This is a genomic window from Nonomuraea sp. NEAU-A123 (assembly GCF_018603905.1).
Lineage (GTDB): Bacteria > Actinomycetota > Actinomycetes > Streptosporangiales > Streptosporangiaceae > Nonomuraea.
In genome coordinates this window covers 517,341-533,759 of sequence record NZ_JAHFZZ010000007.1, presented here as the reverse complement: position 1 = coordinate 533,759, position 16,419 = coordinate 517,341, and the positions used below count along the sequence as shown (strand labels likewise).

Genomic DNA, 16,419 nt, shown 5'->3' with positions numbered 1-16,419 from the left:
CGGTCGTATCGAAATTAAGGTGCTTTCATGGAAGCGAACACGGGACATCCACGCCGATGGGGCATCCTCGGCGTGCTGGTGTTCAGCCTGCTGGCCGTCGTGCTCGACAACACGATCCTCAACGTGGCGATGAAGACCATCGCCGATCCCATCCTGGGTCTGGGCGCGACGCAGAGCGAGCTGGAATGGGCGATCAACTCCTACACACTGGTGTTCGCCGGGTTGCTGTTCACCTTCGGCGTGATCGGTGACCGCACGGGCCGCAAGCGGATGCTGTTCATCGGCATGTTGATGTTCGGCCTGGCCTCGCTGGCCAGTGCCTACGCCCAGGATCCGATGCAGCTGATCTTCGCCAGGGCGGCGATGGGCATCGGCGGCGCGGCCATCATGCCCGCGACCTTGGCCATCATCTCCAACGTCTTCCCGCCGAGTGAGCGTGGCAAGGCCATCGGGGTCTGGGCCGGCGGCGTCGGTTTGGCGGTGGCGATCGGCCCGATCACCGGCGGTCTGCTGATCGAGCACTTCTGGTGGGGCTCGGTCTTCCTGATCAACGTGCCGATCGTGATCATCAGCATGATCCTCATCGGCACGATCGTGCCGGAGTCGCGTGACCCCAAGCCGTCGAAGCTCGACCCGATCGGCGTGCTGTTGTCCATCATCGGCCTGGTCGCCATCGTCTACGGCATCATCCGCGGCGGCGAGCTGGCCACCGTGGCCTCCGCCGAGGTGCTCACGCCCACGCTGTTCGGCGTGGCGGTGCTCGCGGCCTTCGTCTGGTGGGAGCGGCGTACCGACCACCCCGCCTTCGACGTGCGTAACTTCAGCAACGTCCGGTTCTCCTCGGCCATCGGCATGATGGGCATCGTCTTCTTCGCGATGATGGGCGGGATGTTCTTCCTGACCTTCTACATGCAGATCGTGCTGGGCTTCAGCCCGATCCAGGCAGGCGCGCTGATGATCCCGTTCGCCGCGGCGCAGCTCATCTTCGCGCCGCTCAGCCAGCGGGTGAACCAGCGGTTCGGGGCCAAGCTCTCCTCCGTGGTCAGCATGCTGGTGGTCACCTTGGCGCTCACCAGCTACGCGTTCCTGGACCAGAACACTCCGATCGTGATCATCGAGATCATCTTCTTCGTCCAGGGCGCCGCGATGGCCAACATCATGCCGCCGGCGACCACCGCCATCATGGAGGCGCTGCCCAGGGAGAAGGCCGGTGTCGGCTCGGCCATGAGCAACACCGTCCGCCAGATCGCCGGCGCGCTCGGCGTGGCCGTGCTCGGCTCGGTGTTGTCCTCCAGCTACCGGGGCGAGATCGCGCCCGCCCTGTCCGGTCTCCCGGCCGGCGCCCAGCACGCCGCCGGTGAGTCGATCATGGCGACGGTCGGCGCCGCGCACGCACTCGGCGAGCGGGGGCAGGCACTGCTCCAGCCCGCTTACAACGCCTTCCTCCACGGCATGCACATCACGGCCCTGGTCTCCGCGGTGATCGCGCTGCTGGGCGTGCTGGTGGTGCTGAAGTGGATGCCGGGCAAGGCACGCCCGGTGCAGCAGGCGGAAAAGAAAGAACCAGCGGTAGTGTGAGGCCGCGATGACGATCCAGGAATCCACGACGGCCCGTCCGGCGGGCCGTCCGCGCAGCGAAAAAGCCGAGAAGGCGATCATCGAGACGACACTCGACCTGATCGCCGAGGGCATGGGCGTGTCGGAGCTGACCATCGAGGCGATCGCGTCGAGGGCGGGCGTCGGCAAGACGACCATCTACCGGCGCTGGTCCAACAAGGAGGACCTGGTCGTCGACGCGCTGGCCACGCTCAAAGCGCCGCTGCCGGCGCTGGCCGGAGAGTCGGTGCGCGACGACCTGATCGTCCTGCTCGACGCGATGCGCAGCGAGGCGGGCCAGTCCCGCTCCCGGTGCGTGATGAACATCGCGATGAGCGAGGCCGATCGCTATCCGCGGCTGATGGAACGCTTCATGAAGCGCGCCGTCGAGCCGCGCAAGCTGGCCATGCGGGGCACGCTGGAGCGAGGCATCGCCTCGGGCGAACTGCGGCCGGACCTCGACATCGATCTGGCGATGGCGATGCTGTCCGGGACCATGATGCACAACACCAAGTGGGGACCCCCCGGCGATCTGCCCCTCGACCTGGCCGAACGGATCGTCGACGCGGTCATGGCGGGGATAGCGCCCCACAGTTGAGACGCGGATGGCCGGGAGATTCTCCCGGCCATTTCGATCTTGACTCTAGGCAGAACATGAGTGGTGTTCTAGCGTCGCGGCCATGCCCCCCATGCGCAGGTTCGCCACCGTCGTCGCCCTGAGCTCGTCCCTGCTGCTCCTGCTCGCCGCCCCCGCGCTGGCGCACGAGGAGCGGCCGATCACGCTGCCCGACGGTTCGGGCACCTTACCCGTCTTACGCAGGGCGGAGCCCGATCTGCTGGTCTGCAAAACAGACGCGGACGACTTCGCCCGAAGAATCGCAGCCTTCCCGGACCCCCTCAAGCAGCGCAACCTCTCCCTTTTCGCGAAATGTCAGCAAAAGGGGGTGAGGGATCTGCAGGAGGCCGTCGACAAGGTCGACCGGCCGGGCATGACCATCGCCCTGCTCCCCGGCCTCTACCAGGAAGAGCCCAGCCAGGCCGCCCCGACCGGCGACTGCGCCCACCTCCCGGCCCGCTGGTCCACCTGGGGCTACCAGATCCTCTCCTTCGAACAGCAGCAACGCTGCCCGCACAACCAGAACCTGGTCGCCATCCTCGGCAAGAAGAACCTCCAGATCGAGGGCACCGGAGCGTCTCCCCTCGACGTGATCGTCGACGCCCAGTACCGCAAGCTGAACGCCATCCGCGCCGACCGCACCAACGGCGTCTACTTCAGGAACCTCACCGCCCAGCGCACGACGTTCAACTCCCTGTACATCCTGGAGACCGACGGCTTCGTCATCGACCAGGTGCTCACCCGCTGGAACGACGAGTACGGCTTCCTGACCTTCGCCAGCGACCACGGCCTCTACACCGACTGCGAGGCGTACGGCAACGGCGACGGCGGCCTCTATCCCGGCAGCGCGTCCAACATCAACGACGGCCGGGGGCACGAGGTCCCGCGCTACGCCATCGAGATCCGCCGCTGCAAGAGTCACGACAACGCGCTCGGCTACTCGGGCACCGCGGGCGACTCGATGTGGGTGCACGACAACGAGTTCTACGACAACATGGTCGGCGCCACGATGGACAGCCTCTGGCCCAGCCACCCCGGCCTGCCGCAGAACCACGCCAAGTTCGAGCACAACCAGATCCACGACAACAACAAGGACTACTACGAGTACACGCGCGACGGCACCTGCGCCAAGCCGCCGGCGCAGCGCGGCTACGAGCAGGGCGTGGTCTGCTCCCAGACGGGCGCCCCGCCGGGCACCGGCGTCCTGGTCGCGGGCGGCAACTACAACGTCTTCCGGAACAACCAGATCTGGGGCCACAACCGCGCGGCCTTCGGGCTCTTCGGCGTCCCCGCGTTCATCAGGGGCGAGAACGACCTGGCCAAGCAGGCCGACACGTCCAACTACAACCGCTACGAGGGCAATGTCTTCGGGGTGAGCCCCACCGGCGAGCGGCGGCCCAACGCCTTGGACGTCTGGTGGGACGGTCAGGGGACCGGCAACTGCTGGCAGGCCGACGTGGGCAGGTCCTCGCCGGCGATGCTGCCGGTCTGCGCGGCCCAGGCGCCCGAATTATCCGGTGGCTCCAGCCGCTGGCTGGCCGAGCCCGTGAAGCTCACCAAGCTCTATCTGTGCGCCGACTACAGCGCCGCGCAGGCGCGGCTGCCCGCGGGCTGCGACTGGTTCGGCGCAAGTGGCTTCGGCAAGGTGGAGACCCAGCTCGCCCTGGGCGGCTCGGTGGTGCTCGGGCTGATCGCGGCCCTGTTCTGCCGGCGGGCCGGCCAGGCCGTACGGCTGCGCAAGGGCGATCCGTCGAGCAACGGCGTGGCCCCGGCGGTGGCCGCGCGCAGCGAGTACCGGCAGCGGCTGATCGTGGCCGGGAGCCTGTGCGGGTTCGTGGGGCTGGCGCTCGACGTGGTCGCCGCCGCCGCCGAGAGCACGCTGCTGGCGGCGCTCGCGTTGCTGCTCATGGCTGCCTGGTGGCTCTGCCTCGGTGCGGCGCTGCGGCGCGGGCGGCCGGTTTTCGGCTGGTTCACGATCGTGCTGGGGTTGCTGGCCGGGGTGGATGCGTTCGACCGGGTGGTCTACCTGATCCCGGTGATCCCGCTGGGGCCCGGCTGGAGTCGCGGGCTGCTCACCGGGATCTGGGTGCTGTGCGCGGTGGTCGTCCTCGCGCCCCGGCGTCGCCGTACGGTGGATGAGACGCCCGCCCAGGCCGAGGTGCCCGCGTGAGGCGAGCCGTGGCCGTGGTGGCCTGCGCGCTGGTGGCGGGGTGCGGGCCGCTGTCGCAGACCCACCACATTCCCGGCAACAGCCACGAAGTGTCCACGGGATCGCCCAGCGCGCGGCCGAACGCGGAGATCACCATCGCCGGGGGCAAGGTGAGCCCGCCGTCGGGGTGGCTGGAGGTGGCCAAGGGCCGGCCGGTGAGCATCACGGTGACCAGCGACGTTGCCGACGAGCTGCACGTGCACGGCTACGACATCGAGGCTGAGCTGCGGCCCGGCGTGCCGGTGACCGTGCGGTTCACCGCGGACCTGACGGGTGTGTTCGAGGTGGAGACACACCGGAGCAAGCTCGTGCTCACCCAGGTGGCGGTGCGATGACGGGCGTGTCTCAGTGGGCGTTCGCACAGGTGACGGGCGTGGCCCCGCCGGCGGTCGCGGACGTGGCGGATACGGCTCCGTCAGCGGTCGCGCGGGTGACCGGCGTGCTCGCGCATGGGGTTGGTAGTCGTAGTGATCTGCCGATTCCGCTTTTCTACGCCTATGCCGGGGCGTTCGGGCTGGCGGGGATCGAGCTCGCCGAGCTAGTCCGTGGCGGTGGTCACCGGACGGCCGAGGAAGGCGACGAGCCGGTCGAGCGCCGGAGCGTCGTCCGACACAGGCGTCGGGGCCCCGAACGGGCTCCGGTCCGGGGGGACGTCCGCGAGCTTGTCGCGGGTGAACGCCAACGCCTGCTCGACGAGATCGTCCGGGAACCGCACGGTCTGGCCCATCGCGCGAGCGAGATCCCAGCCGTGCACGAGCCCTTCGACGATGCGCAACTGGAGCGCCACGACGCCGGGGACGGTGCCGATCGGCATGCTGACCTTCTTGTCCAGCACGCCGGGCTCGTTGAACGCCGCGAGCATGTCGCGGCTGGAGTCACGGAAGGCGGCCAAGGGATCGTCACCGAGCACGTCGGTGACCGGTGGGCGCGGCCCGTTGCCCGGGGGAACCGCGCCGCGCAGGACGCCGGCGAACCGGCGGTTGCCAGCGACGAGGTGGTTGACCAGGTCGCGGACGTTCCACTCGGTGCACGGGGTGGGGGCCGCCCACTGCTCGTCCCGCACCTGCGCGATCAACCGCTCGGTGGCGTCGCAAACCTCGCCGAGCCGCTCGACGGGGATGGATGTCATCGCCCGAACCTCCTAAGTAGTCGCAGAGCCTCAGGTTAGATGACGGCACCGACGGTTTCGGTGGCGGACGCCGGTGCCGATCGGCGTCGTCAGGTGGTCGTCTCGCGCCACCGGCTGGTGATCGGGAGGCGCCGGTCCCGGCCGAAGTTCTTCGGGGTGATCTTCGGGCCGGGTGGGTACTGGCGGCGCTTGTACTCGGCCAGGTCGACCAGCCGGATGATGCGCGTCACCAGCTCCGGGTCGTGGCCGGCCGCGATGAGCTCCTGCGAGCCCATGTCCTTCTCGACATAGTCGTCGAGCAGCCGGTCCAGCACCTCGTACGGCGGCAGCGAGTCGGTGTCGCGCTGGCCGGGCCGCAGCTCGGCGCTCGGCTCCTTGGTGATCGAGTTCTCCGGGATGGGCCGCTCGGCGTCGAGGTGGAACGACGGGTCGCCATGGGCGTTGCGCCAGCGCGACAGCTCCCACACCATCGTCTTCGGCACGTCCTTGATCGGCGCGAAGCCGCCCGCCGAGTCGCCGTACAGCGTGGAGTAGCCGGTCGCCAGCTCGCTCTTGTTGCCGGTGGTCAGCACCAGGTGACCGTGCTCGTTCGACAGGCCCATGAGGATCATGCCGCGGACGCGGGCCTGCAGGTTCTCGGCGGCCAGCCCGGACAGGCTGATCTCCTTCTCGAAGGAGTCGACGATGTCGGCGATCGGCACCACCTGGGCGTTGACGCCCTGCCTGCGCACGAGGTCCTCGGCGTCGCCGAGGGAGTGGTCCGAGGAGTAGCGCGAGGGCATCAGCACCACGTGCACCCGCTCGGGCCCGATCGCGTCGGAGGCGATAGTCGCGGTCAGCGCCGAGTCGATGCCGCCGGACAGGCCCAGGATCACCGACTGGAAGCCGTTCTTGGCCACGTAGTCGCGTACCGCGAGCACCAGCGCCGAGTAGACCTCCGCGTGCAGGTCGAGCCGCTCGGCCACCGGCGCGGGCAACGGCTCGCGCGGCTCGACCGGCTCCGACGACAGCACCAGGCGGTCCACGGTGATCGTGGAGCCGTCGCCCGCGTCGTGCGGGAACGCCCCGGTCTCGGCGGTGGAGACCGGGAGGTCCAGGTCCACCACGAGCAGCTCCTCGCGGAACTGCCCCGCCCGCGCCACCAGCTCGCCCGCCGCGTCCACCACGATCGAGTCGCCGTCGAAGACCAGCTCGTCCTGGCCGCCGACCTGGTTCACGTAGACGAGCGCGCACCCGGCCTCACGCGCTCTGCGCGCGCACAGCTCCAGGCGTACGTCGTCCTTCTCCTTCTCGTACGGCGAGGCGTTCGGCACCACCAGCAGACCGGCTCCCGCCTGGCCCACCACGGCCACCGGGCCGCCCTCCTGCCACAGGTCCTCGCAGACCGCGATCGCCACGTCCACCCCGTGCAGCCGGAAGACCGGCAGCCGGTCGCCGCGCACGAAGTAGCGGTATTCGTCGAACACGCCGTAGTTGGGCAGGTGGTGCTTGGCCGTACGGATGACCACCTCGCCCTGGTAGAGCACGGCGGCGGCGTCGAGCGAGGCGCCCTTGGGCTGGCCGGCGCGCGGCGCGAGCCCCGTCCGGTCGACGTAGCCGACGACCACGGGCAGATCGCCCAGCCCCTCTTCGCGCAGCCGGACCGCGACCTCCCCCAGCGTCCTGATGCTGGCGTCCACGAAGGACGTCCGCAGCACCAGGTCCTCCACCGGATAACCGGTGAGGAACATCTCGGTGAAGACGACCAGGTGCGCGCCGCGTTCGGCGGCGTCGCGAGTCCACGCGAGCAGCCGGTCGGCGTTGGCGGAGAGGTCGCCTACGGTTGGGTTTGTCTGTGCCAAGGCAATGCGCAGTTGGGCCACACGGTCAGCCTAGTACGACGGCGTTTTTATCGTCCAAGCGACGAAAAGTGTGTTCTGTCACAGACCTGGTGCGAGTGCTCGCCGCCTGATCGCCGGGCCGAGCGCCAGCATGGCCACCGCCGACAGCAGCCCGATGCCGCCCACCGTGAACCACAGGGCCTTGGGGCTCACGTCCAGCAGCGCCCCGCCGGCCAGCGGCGCGAGCACCGCGGCGGCCGACCACGCGAACCCGAACAGCCCCGAGTACCGCCCCCGCAGGTGCGCGGGCGCCAGCGCGGCGACGAGGGTGCCCGCGATGCCGGCCGTGACGATCTCGCCCGCCGTCCAGACGGCGATGGTGACGCCCAGCCAGACCGCGTCGGTGACGAAGGCGGTGAGCGCGAACCCGGCCCCCGTGACGGCCAGGCCGAGCGCGAACGTCCTGGCGGCGTCCAGCCGGCCGAACCAGTCGGACACCAGCGGCTGCACGACGACGATCAGCACCCCGTTCAGCGCCATCGCCGCCCCGAACGCGCCAGTGGACAGCCCCGCCTGCTTGACCATCGCGACCGGCAGCATGGTGACGGTCTGCAGGTAGACCAGCGCCTGCCCCAGGACGACGAGGGTGAAGGCGACCATCACCCGGTCGCGCAGCACCACGCCGAACCCGCCCGCCGACGTCCGCTCGGGCGCGCGGGTCTCGGGGACCGCCCGCCAGACCAGTACGGCGAAGACCACGCTGCTGACGGCGTCGATCCAGAACAGCCAGCCGAACCCGAGCTGGGCCAGCCACCCGCCCGCCGTCATCCCGACCGCGTAGCCGAGGTTGATGGCCCAGAACAGCAGCCCGTACGCCCTGGGCCGCTCCACCGGCGAGACCAGGTCCGCCACCAGGGCGTTGGACGCGGGCCGGTAGACGTCGATCACCAGCCCGAGCACGAACATCGAGCCGATGATCGCGGCCAGGGACGTGCTGTACCCCAGCGCCAGCATCGCGCTCGCGGTGGCCAGCATGCCGCCGGACAGCGTGGCACGCCGCCCGATCCTGTCGGCCAGCCACCCGCCGAGCAGCTGCGAGATCAGCGACCCCGCGCCGAACACGGCCATCACGAGCCCCGCGCCCGCCACCGACACACCTCTGGCCTGCGTCAGGTAGACGCCGGTGAACGGCATCACCATGGTGCCCAGGCGGTTCACCAGCGTGCCGCTCCACAGAGCCCAGAACGGCCGGGGCAGCCCACCTACCTTGGATTTCAGGAACGACGGCTTCTCAACGACGCTGCTAGTCACGGATACAGGTTGATATTGCACCTTTGGCGGCGGCGAACGATTTAGGGCAGACTAAAAGGTATGCCGGTGACTTGGGTGATGCGGCCGGAGGACGTCGCGCGGATCAGGTTCGCGTTCTCCCCGATGTGGGAACTGGTCGCCAGCCTGCGTACGCTGCAGGACCCGGCCAGGCAGTCGATCCACCTGCCGTGGATCAAGTGTGTACGCCCCCGGCTGGCGGGGCTGGACATGACCGAATTGTTTGCCCTCGTCCCGCCGAGCGGCTATCTGGCGGACTTCATCACCCCGCCGCCCGACACGCCGCTGCCGGACTTCGCGGCCGAGCTCGATCGCGTACGGCTCACCTCGCCGGAACGGGCCCGCGCCGAGGCGGCCAGGGTGCGCGGAGCGGACCCGGCGGTGATCGAACGGTTCATGGACGATCCGGCGGCGGGCGTGGCCCGGGTCGCCGACGCGCTGCGGGCCTACTGGGAGACGTGTTTCGCCGAGTTCTGGCCCCGCGTGTACGGGCTGCTGGAGCGTGACGTGCTGCGCAGGTCACGGCAACTGGCTCAGGGGGGCGCCCGTGAGCTGTTCGCCGGGCTCGATCCGGCGGTGGTGTGGACGGGGGAGCAGCTGCACGTCAACCGGCCGTGGTGCGAGCTGGGCGGGCTGCACGGCGATGGGCTGGTGCTGGTGCCGAGCGCGTTCTACTGGCCGTCGGTGGCGGTGATGTCGGCTCCGTACCAGTCGATGCTGGTCTATCCGGTGCTGGGTGTCGGGACGCTGTGGGAGGAGGGCCCGCCGCCCGCGCCGGAGGCGCTGGCGGCGCTCATCGGGCGCAGCCGGGCGCGGATCCTGCTCGCGCTGGCCGAGCCCAGTACGACCTCGGCGCTGGCCGGGCGCATGTCGCTCACGCCCGGCGCGGTCAGCCAGCACCTCAGCGTGCTCAGCGGCGGCGGGCTGGCCGTCGGGATGCGCGTCGGCAAGCAGGTCGTGTACCGCCGCACGTCGGCGGGCGACACCCTGGCCGCGACCACGCCCGCCCGGTAGCCGTCAGGAGCCGCCGAGCGGGCGGTCGGTCGGTGTCAGGTGTAGCGGGTGGACTCGAGGAGCCAGTCGAGGTGGGCGCGCGGCGCGGCGAGGTAGGCGCAGGCCACCTTGCTCACATCGCGCGCCAGCCTGGGCGTGAGCGTGTCGAGCGGCAGGCGCCGGGCGGCCTCGTGCATGTCCTGGCAGCGCTCGGCGATCCGGTCGAGCACCCAGGCCGTGGCCTCTGGCTGGTCCAGGCCGAGCTGGTGCATCACGACCACGACGAGATTGTGCCCGTCGCCGCGCTCCTTGGGCAGGGACGCCACGTCGTTGCACCAGGCGGTGACGTCGATGCAGGCGTCGACGAGTTGCTGCCACGGCTCGCAGCCGTGCACCCACGCGGGCACCTCCACGCGCAGGCACGGCTCGACGAGGTCGTAGAGGTATGGTCCGACGGTCCCCCTGCGGAGCGCCGGATACTGCTCCAGGGTCGGGATGCGGCCCGTGGCGCGGTTCTCGGCCTCGATGCGGCAGGCGTCGTGCTGGCGCCGCAGGTTGGCCGCGAACCTGGTCCGCCACAGGTCGCTCATCCGGGCACTGGTCACGCGCCACAGGTCGGCGAAGGCGGCCTCCAGCGGGTGGGCCGCCCCGCCCGCCAGCAGGCCCTGGAAGACCTCCAGCCGGCCCGGCCCCTCGTCGAGCTCGTCGTCGAGGTTGAACAGCCAGGTCAGCCACTGCGCGAACAGCGCCGCCGCGGCCGCGTCGAACTCGGCGAACGCGCGGCCCGCCATCCGGTGGAACCCCACACCGGGGTCGGCGTGGAGCTCCGTTCGCCGCGCCCAGTCGATGACCGCCGCCTCGATCGCGTACACGGCCGGATGCATGCGGCACGGCGCCGCCATGGCGGGCACCCGCTCGGTGAGCACCAGCAGCGTCGCGGCGGCGGACGCCCCTCTGCGCGGCCCGGGCGCCAGCGGTTTCCACTGGAGCATGGAGCGCAGCGCCGTCCGCACCGAGGTGATCACATCGGTACTCATAGGGGCCCAAAGAGCCAGTTGCCCGCGGCGCTCGGATCGTCGCTGACGTAGTACTGCCAGGCGGCCACGACCAGCTCGTCCACGGTCAGCGCGCCTCTGGCGGCCCGGTCGAGCCGGTCGAACGCCTCGTCCACGTCGTCGTAGGCGGTGCCGAAGGCGCTCAGCAGCGTACGGAACTCGCGGGGCCCGATCAGCCCGTCACCGTCGTCGTCGCAGAGGTCGGCCACGGCCACCGTGGCGGGCCGGAACACCGTGTCGTACAGGTCGCCCGCCACGAAGGCCCCCGTCATGCCGGAACGGAACTCCTCCCGCGAGATCCGGGAGTCGCCGTCCCGGCCGACCGCGCCGGACAGGGTCGACCAGATCCCGTCGAAGCCGTCGACAAGACTGCTGCCGATGACCGAGGTTGGGGACTCTCCGAATCCCACCAGGAGTCGTGCACCCAACCCCAGCAGGTCCTCACGCTCGATGACGCCCTCGCCGCCCGCGTCGATGTGGTCGAAAGCCCGATCAAACTTGTGATTGAGCAGGTCGATAGCCACCAATGCCTCCCCCGAGACTGACTGCGTGATCACGATAGGTCGGGCCGGGCTCTTTGTCAGCGAGGCTCGCACCGACGCCCCACGTAACGTGTGCGAAACACGGACACGGCATCCTGATAGAGAACTCAGTACTGTCTTCGCTAGGGGATGCTTTGGACCGCCAGCAGGAGTTCGTGCTCCGCACGCTCGAGGAACGCGACATCCGGTTCATCCGGCTCTGGTTCACCGACGTTCTCGGCTTCCTCAAGTCGGTGGCCATAGCCCCGGCCGAGCTCGAAGGCGCCTTCGCCGAGGGCATCGGGTTCGACGGCTCGGCCATCGAGGGCTTCGCCCGGGTCTATGAGGCCGACATGCTCGCCAAGCCGGATCCGGCGACGTTCCAGATCCTGCCGTGGCGCAGTGAGACGCCGGGGGCGGGCCGCATCTTCTGCGACATCCTCATGCCGGACGGCTCACCGTCGCACGCCGACCCGCGCTGGGTGCTCAAGCGCACGCTCGCCAAGTGCGCCGACATGGGCTTCACCTTCTACACCCACCCGGAGATCGAGTTCTTCCTGCTGAAGAACCGGCCCGAGCCGGGCCAGCGCCCCGAGCCGATCGACTCCGGCGGCTACTTCGACCACACCCCGCACAGCTCGGGCCACGACTTCAGGCGCCAGGCGATCATGATGCTGGAGTCGATGGGCATCTCGGTCGAGTTCAGCCACCACGAGGGCGCGCCCGGCCAGCAGGAGATCGACCTGCGCTACGCCGACGCGCTCACCACGGCCGACAACATCATGACCTTCCGGCTGGTGATGAAGGAGGTCGCGCTGGAGCAGGGCATCTGGGCGTCCTTCATGCCCAAGCCGTTCACCGAGCACCCCGGCTCCGGCATGCACACCCACATGTCGCTGTTCGAGGGCGACCGCAACGCCTTCTACGAGGCCGGTGCCGACTACCAGCTCTCCAAGATCGGCCGCTCGTTCATCGCCGGGCTGCTCAAGCACGCCGCCGAGATCACCGCCATCACCAACCAGTGGGTCAACTCCTACAAGCGGCTCTGGGGCGGCGCGGAGGCCATCGCGGGCCAGGGCGGCGAGGCGCCGTCCTACGTCTGCTGGGGGCACAACAACCGGTCCGCGCTCGTGCGGGTGCCGATGTACAAGCCGCACAAGGGCGGCTCGACGCGCATCGAGTTCCGCTCGCTCGACTCGGCCTGCAACCCCTACCTGGCCTTCGCGCTGATCCTCGCGGCCGGGCTGAAGGGCATCGAGGAGGGCTACGAGCTCCCGGCCGCCGCCGAGGACAACGTGTGGACCCTCACCAGCGCCGAGCGCCGCGCCCTGGGCATCCAGCCGCTGCCGCAGTCGCTGGACGAGGCCATCGCGGTCATGGAGCGGAGCGAGCTGGTGGCCGAGACGCTGGGCGAGCACGTCTTCGACTTCTTCCTGCGCAACAAGCGGACGGAGTGGCGCGAATACCGGCGGCACGTCACCGAGTTCGAGCTGGGCCGCTACCTGCCCGTGCTCTGACCCGTCAAGACGCCCTGCCGCTGAGAGTTCTCTGCTCGGGTCGTGGGGGCCCGCCCGCGGGGGGCCCCCCCAACCGGATGAGCGCGGCGAGGAGTTGGGGGGGCCCCGCCCCCCGGCCTGGCCGCGTCCGGGGCCGGGGGGGGGCCCCCCCGCGGGGGGGCCCCCACGACTACGTCTTGAACGCGGCGATCATTGGAAGGCGTAGCACTCCACCTCGGCCCGGCGGAAAGACAGGTGCTTGGCCACGGAGTCCCGCACGCAGGCGCGTTCCTTACTGCTCAGATGCAACGTGCCGCACACGGTAACGCTGGAATAGGTCCGGCAGTCCAGCATGGGGTCGCGCCGCCCCACGCGGTAGTTGGCCCTGACCGACGTGCGGCACCTCGACCGTGCGTGCGAGGTGTTGGCATATCGGCATTGACCGATCAGGACCTCATATTGGGATCTGCTCACCTCGTGCCGGTCGCTGCCATCCCACGTGGGGACCATGCCGAACATGGGGATCAGCGACAACCCGGCGGCGGCGATGATGATTTTCATGGCTTCCCTCCAACACACGTGAAGTACTGGCGGGGAGAAGTCGTAGTGCACATCAGCTACCCCTGTCAGGATACTTCAGTCGCAGATCGTGGCCTCGTGGTGGCTGGCTGTCGCGGGCCGGGTCCTCAGGCCGTGTAGCCGGTCCTGCGGGAGTTCCTGGCTGCTCGGTTCCACAGGGCGGGCCAGCCGCCGTGGCCGAGCCACGAGGGTGGGACGCGCAGGCCGCCGGTGGCGACGCGGTCCCAGAAAGTGGTGAGGTCGGCACCCAGCTCGGCGGCGGCCGGGAGCGCTCGGTGCCAGGGGCCGTTCTCGTCGGAGAGGGTGGACGCGGGGAAGCCCGGCACGCTGGTGTGGGCGGGCTCGGTCACCGGGACCGTTTCGAGTGGCCAGATCGTGGTGGCGATGACGAGGGCGCAGAGGACGTCGGTGTCCGCGCCCCGGCCGATGGCCTGGGCGAGCACCGGGTCCGCCGCGCGCGCGAGCCGGCCGATGGCCGCCCTGATCCTCCGTACGACCAGCTCCGCCGTCCGTGCGGGAGCGATCGCCCGGTGCCGGGCCAGGCCGCGCAGCGATCCGGGCAGCGGCGCGTCCACCAGCAGCAGGCCGAGCTGGTCGTAGCGGTCACGGAGCCCGGGATCTAGTTGTTCGATCGCGCCGGCCAGCGGACGCACCCACGTCGCCGCCCACAGCTCGCTCAGCCGGGCCGCCGGGCCGGGCGAAGCTGCCCCTGCTGACGCCTGCCGGGCTGAAGTCGTCGCCGCTGATGTCAGCCGGGCTGAGGCCGTTCCCGCTGATGTCGGCCGCGCTGAAGCCGTCCCCGCTGACGCCGGCCCGGTTGAGGTCTGTCCCATCGGGGCCAGCGCGGTGCGGCAGGTCTCTGTGAGCCGGCCTGGACGCATCCTCCGCAACGCGACCAGCACCTCGCTGCTCGGGCCACCACTGCCGCCGGCGGCGCCCGCCAGCGACTCCAGTACGCGGATCGCCCACGCGGCCGACGGGGCGGTCATCGCCTGCGAGGCCAGGGCCGCCAGCGGTTCGGCCAGATCGAGGAAGGCCTGGTTCCGTGGGCGCCTGGCGGGCAGCCGTTCGCCGGGTATCCGGGGTGCGGGGGTCTGCTCCGGTAGGGCCGGTGGCGCGATTCCCGCCACGAACCGCAGCACCTGCTCGCCCACCCCGGGCTCCGGTTCGGTGTTGAATCTGGCCTTCATCTCGGCCACATGCCAGCGCCGTTTCGCCAGCCGAAGCTCCACGTTGACGGCGATGACGCCGTCGCGGTCGCGCAGCGCCAGCAGCCCGCACTTCCCGGCCGTCGCCTCCTCCACGTAGAACGGGGAGGCGATGCAGTTGCCCATGTACGACGACCATTCGGCGAGCGTGCGCGGGCCGCGCGCCAGCTCGACGCGGAGCCCGGTGCCGGGGACCTCCTGGTCGTCCACCGCGGTCAGCGGCTCCGGCACCTGGAAGGTCCCGGTCAGCGCCTGTGCGAGGTCCACGTCGCTGATGAGCCCGTCGACCAGCTCTTTCCAGGTACGGCAGCGCCGGGGCGCCCGCGCGCCCAGTGAGACCAGTTGCGCCGCGCCCGCCACCGCCAGCGGCAGCGAGTCGAGGCGCGGGTCCAGCGGGGCGGCCTCGCCGGGCGGCGGGTCGAAGGTGACATCCGGCGCCTCCGGGCCGACGTGGACGACGGTGGCGGCGTCGTGGCCGCGCAGGCGGGCGACCGCGTCGGCGAGCTCGCCGTACCAGAGCAGGTCACCGGCCTCTTCCACCAGGTACGGCGCCGCGTCCGGCTGCGCCGCCAGCCGTCGCGCGAGCGACTCTCGCTGACCGGCGACCGGGATCTGCTCCCAGGATCGCGGGGGCCTGGTGGCGGTGTAGCCGACCACTTCGCGCCACCTGCGCAGGTCGGTGCTCGCCCACGGCCCTAATCGGTCGCTGCCGGCCTCCAGCAGCTCGGGGACGGCGTCGAGGACGACGAGCCCGTACTCGCGGGCTCTGGCCAGCCGCTGCCTGACGTACGGCTCGGGCGGGTCGGCCCTTCTCGCCAGGTCACGGACGTAACAGCCGGGCCGGGCGGGCAGGCCGCACTGTCCAGGGACCCGGCGGGAGGCCCGGCCCGCCGCCTGGTCGTCGAGCCGCGCGGCGGCGGCCACCAACTGGTCGCGGAAGCGGGCCAGGCCGTCTGCCACGCCGTGCTCGGCCACCGCCACCGCGGTGCGGAGCAGGACGGTCGCGGCCAGCGCGTTGTCGAGCGCCCGGTGCAACATGTGGGCCCAGTGCGGGGTCCAGCGGGCGACCTGGGCGAGTGAGGGGTCCGGGCCGAGTTCCATGCGGACCCGGTCGAGCAGCAGCTCGTCCTCGTGGCTCCGGTAGCGCAGGGTCAGCTCGGGCAGCCTGCTCTGGCGGGCCTGGGTGGCCATGATCCGCTGCTCGCGCTGGAGCTCCGCCTGGTGCGCGGCCACCTGGTCCCACAGGTCGAGCAGCAACTCCAGCCGCCTCGGGGCGGGGAAGGGGCTCAGCACGCGAGCCAGGTGGGCGGCCAGGGCGGACGGTGTGAGGCGTCCCATCGGGTCCGGTTGCCCGGGTGTGGTGCTCAGCGCGAGGAGGCGTTCGAGCTGTTCGGGCCCGAGCAGGTCGCTGGCCGCCGAGGCGAGCTGGAGCGCGGGCCAGCGTCCGTCGGTCGCGGCCTGGCCGGCGGCCGCGGCCACCCGCTTGGTCGTGGCCGGTCCGAACAGGGCGACCAGGATGCCGGTCCGCTCCCCGAACCGGCTCATCCCCGCCACGCCCAGCACCTTGAGCGCCGCCAGAACGGCATCCCGCCGATCGCCCCCGGCTCCGTCGAGCCGCGCGGACCTGAACCCCTGGCTCAGCTCGATCCCGGCCCCGGCGACCGCCACGCCGCCCACCTCGACCAGCCGGGCCAGCTCGGCCGCCGAGCTCCGGGGATCACCGCCGGCCGGGCCCACGACCACCGCGGACCCGGGGGAATCGCTCACGGGACGGCCGCGGACGTCCCACACCTCCTGGTCCCGCCCGGACACCACCCCAAAGGCCAATCGCATCACGCCCCCATGGTTCCGGCCCGATCGGCGGCGCG

13 protein-coding genes are annotated in these 16,419 nt (G+C 70.8%); 6 read left to right on the top strand and 7 right to left on the bottom strand.

Going from position 1 to position 16,419, the window contains the following annotated elements; translation table 11 throughout:
• The first annotated feature begins 27 nt into the window (after window positions 1-27).
• The 4 genes from KLK06_RS24665 (at window position 28) to KLK06_RS24650 (ending at window position 4,756) form a co-directional block, all read left to right on the top strand.
• Window positions 28-1,578 carry an MFS transporter gene (locus tag KLK06_RS24665; protein ID WP_214637927.1) on the top strand — a complete coding sequence of 517 codons (1,551 nt, stop codon included), beginning with the start codon at window positions 28-30 and terminating at the stop codon, window positions 1,576-1,578.
• Window positions 1,579-1,585: 7 nt separating this feature from the next.
• Window positions 1,586-2,194 carry a TetR/AcrR family transcriptional regulator gene (locus tag KLK06_RS24660; protein WP_214637926.1) on the top strand — a complete coding sequence of 203 codons (609 nt, stop codon included), beginning with the start codon at window positions 1,586-1,588 and terminating at the stop codon, window positions 2,192-2,194.
• Window positions 2,195-2,276: 82 nt separating this feature from the next.
• Window positions 2,277-4,382: a right-handed parallel beta-helix repeat-containing protein gene (locus KLK06_RS24655; RefSeq protein ID WP_214637925.1), complete on the top strand. Its 2,106-nt coding sequence runs from the start codon at window positions 2,277-2,279 to the stop codon at window positions 4,380-4,382.
• Entirely contained in the window at window positions 4,379-4,756 is a 378-nt protein-coding gene (locus KLK06_RS24650) for a hypothetical protein (protein ID WP_214637924.1), read from the top strand. The genes KLK06_RS24655 and KLK06_RS24650 overlap by 4 nt, the downstream gene beginning before the upstream one ends.
• Window positions 4,757-4,959: 203 nt before the next feature.
• Here the strand turns inward: KLK06_RS24650 and KLK06_RS24645 are convergent, their stop codons facing one another.
• The 3 genes from KLK06_RS24645 to KLK06_RS24635 form a co-directional block, all read right to left on the bottom strand.
• The gene (locus KLK06_RS24645; RefSeq protein ID WP_214637923.1) at window positions 4,960-5,550 is read right to left on the bottom strand and encodes a TIGR03086 family metal-binding protein; all 591 of its coding nucleotides are present in this window, start codon (window positions 5,548-5,550) and stop codon (window positions 4,960-4,962) included.
• 89 nt (window positions 5,551-5,639) lie between these two features.
• A complete protein-coding gene (locus tag KLK06_RS24640) occupies window positions 5,640-7,412 on the bottom strand; it encodes an NAD+ synthase (RefSeq protein ID WP_214637922.1) in 1,773 nt (590 codons plus the stop codon).
• 57 nt (window positions 7,413-7,469) lie between these two features.
• Window positions 7,470-8,681 carry an MFS transporter gene (locus tag KLK06_RS24635; protein WP_214637921.1) on the bottom strand — a complete coding sequence of 404 codons (1,212 nt, stop codon included), beginning with the start codon at window positions 8,679-8,681 and terminating at the stop codon, window positions 7,470-7,472.
• Between the two features lie 60 nt (window positions 8,682-8,741).
• Here KLK06_RS24635 and KLK06_RS24630 point away from each other — a divergent pair, with 60 nt between their 5' ends.
• Complete coding sequence (locus tag KLK06_RS24630) at window positions 8,742-9,713, top strand: DUF5937 family protein (RefSeq protein ID WP_214637920.1); 972 nt, start codon at window positions 8,742-8,744, stop codon at window positions 9,711-9,713.
• 35 nt (window positions 9,714-9,748) lie between these two features.
• On the opposite strand, the gene KLK06_RS24625 is transcribed toward KLK06_RS24630, so the two are convergent.
• Window positions 9,749-10,729: a terpene synthase family protein gene (locus tag KLK06_RS24625; RefSeq protein ID WP_214637919.1), complete on the bottom strand. Its 981-nt coding sequence runs from the start codon at window positions 10,727-10,729 to the stop codon at window positions 9,749-9,751.
• Entirely contained in the window at window positions 10,726-11,271 is a 546-nt protein-coding gene (locus tag KLK06_RS24620) for an EF-hand domain-containing protein (protein ID WP_214637918.1), read from the bottom strand. The genes KLK06_RS24625 and KLK06_RS24620 overlap by 4 nt, the downstream gene beginning before the upstream one ends.
• A gap of 152 nt (window positions 11,272-11,423) precedes the next feature.
• Between KLK06_RS24620 and glnA the strand changes: the two genes are divergently transcribed.
• Window positions 11,424-12,785 carry a type I glutamate--ammonia ligase gene (gene glnA, locus KLK06_RS24615; RefSeq protein ID WP_214637917.1) on the top strand — a complete coding sequence of 454 codons (1,362 nt, stop codon included), beginning with the start codon at window positions 11,424-11,426 and terminating at the stop codon, window positions 12,783-12,785.
• Window positions 12,786-12,974: 189 nt separating this feature from the next.
• Here glnA and KLK06_RS24610 read toward each other — a convergent pair whose 3' ends face one another.
• Both KLK06_RS24610 and KLK06_RS24605 read right to left on the bottom strand, forming a co-directional pair.
• Window positions 12,975-13,325, bottom strand: coding sequence for a hypothetical protein (locus tag KLK06_RS24610; RefSeq protein WP_250905898.1), 351 nt, complete (start codon window positions 13,323-13,325; stop codon window positions 12,975-12,977).
• A gap of 125 nt (window positions 13,326-13,450) precedes the next feature.
• Entirely contained in the window at window positions 13,451-16,387 is a 2,937-nt protein-coding gene (locus tag KLK06_RS24605) for a hypothetical protein (protein WP_214637916.1), read from the bottom strand.
• Window positions 16,388-16,419: the final 32 nt, after the last annotated feature.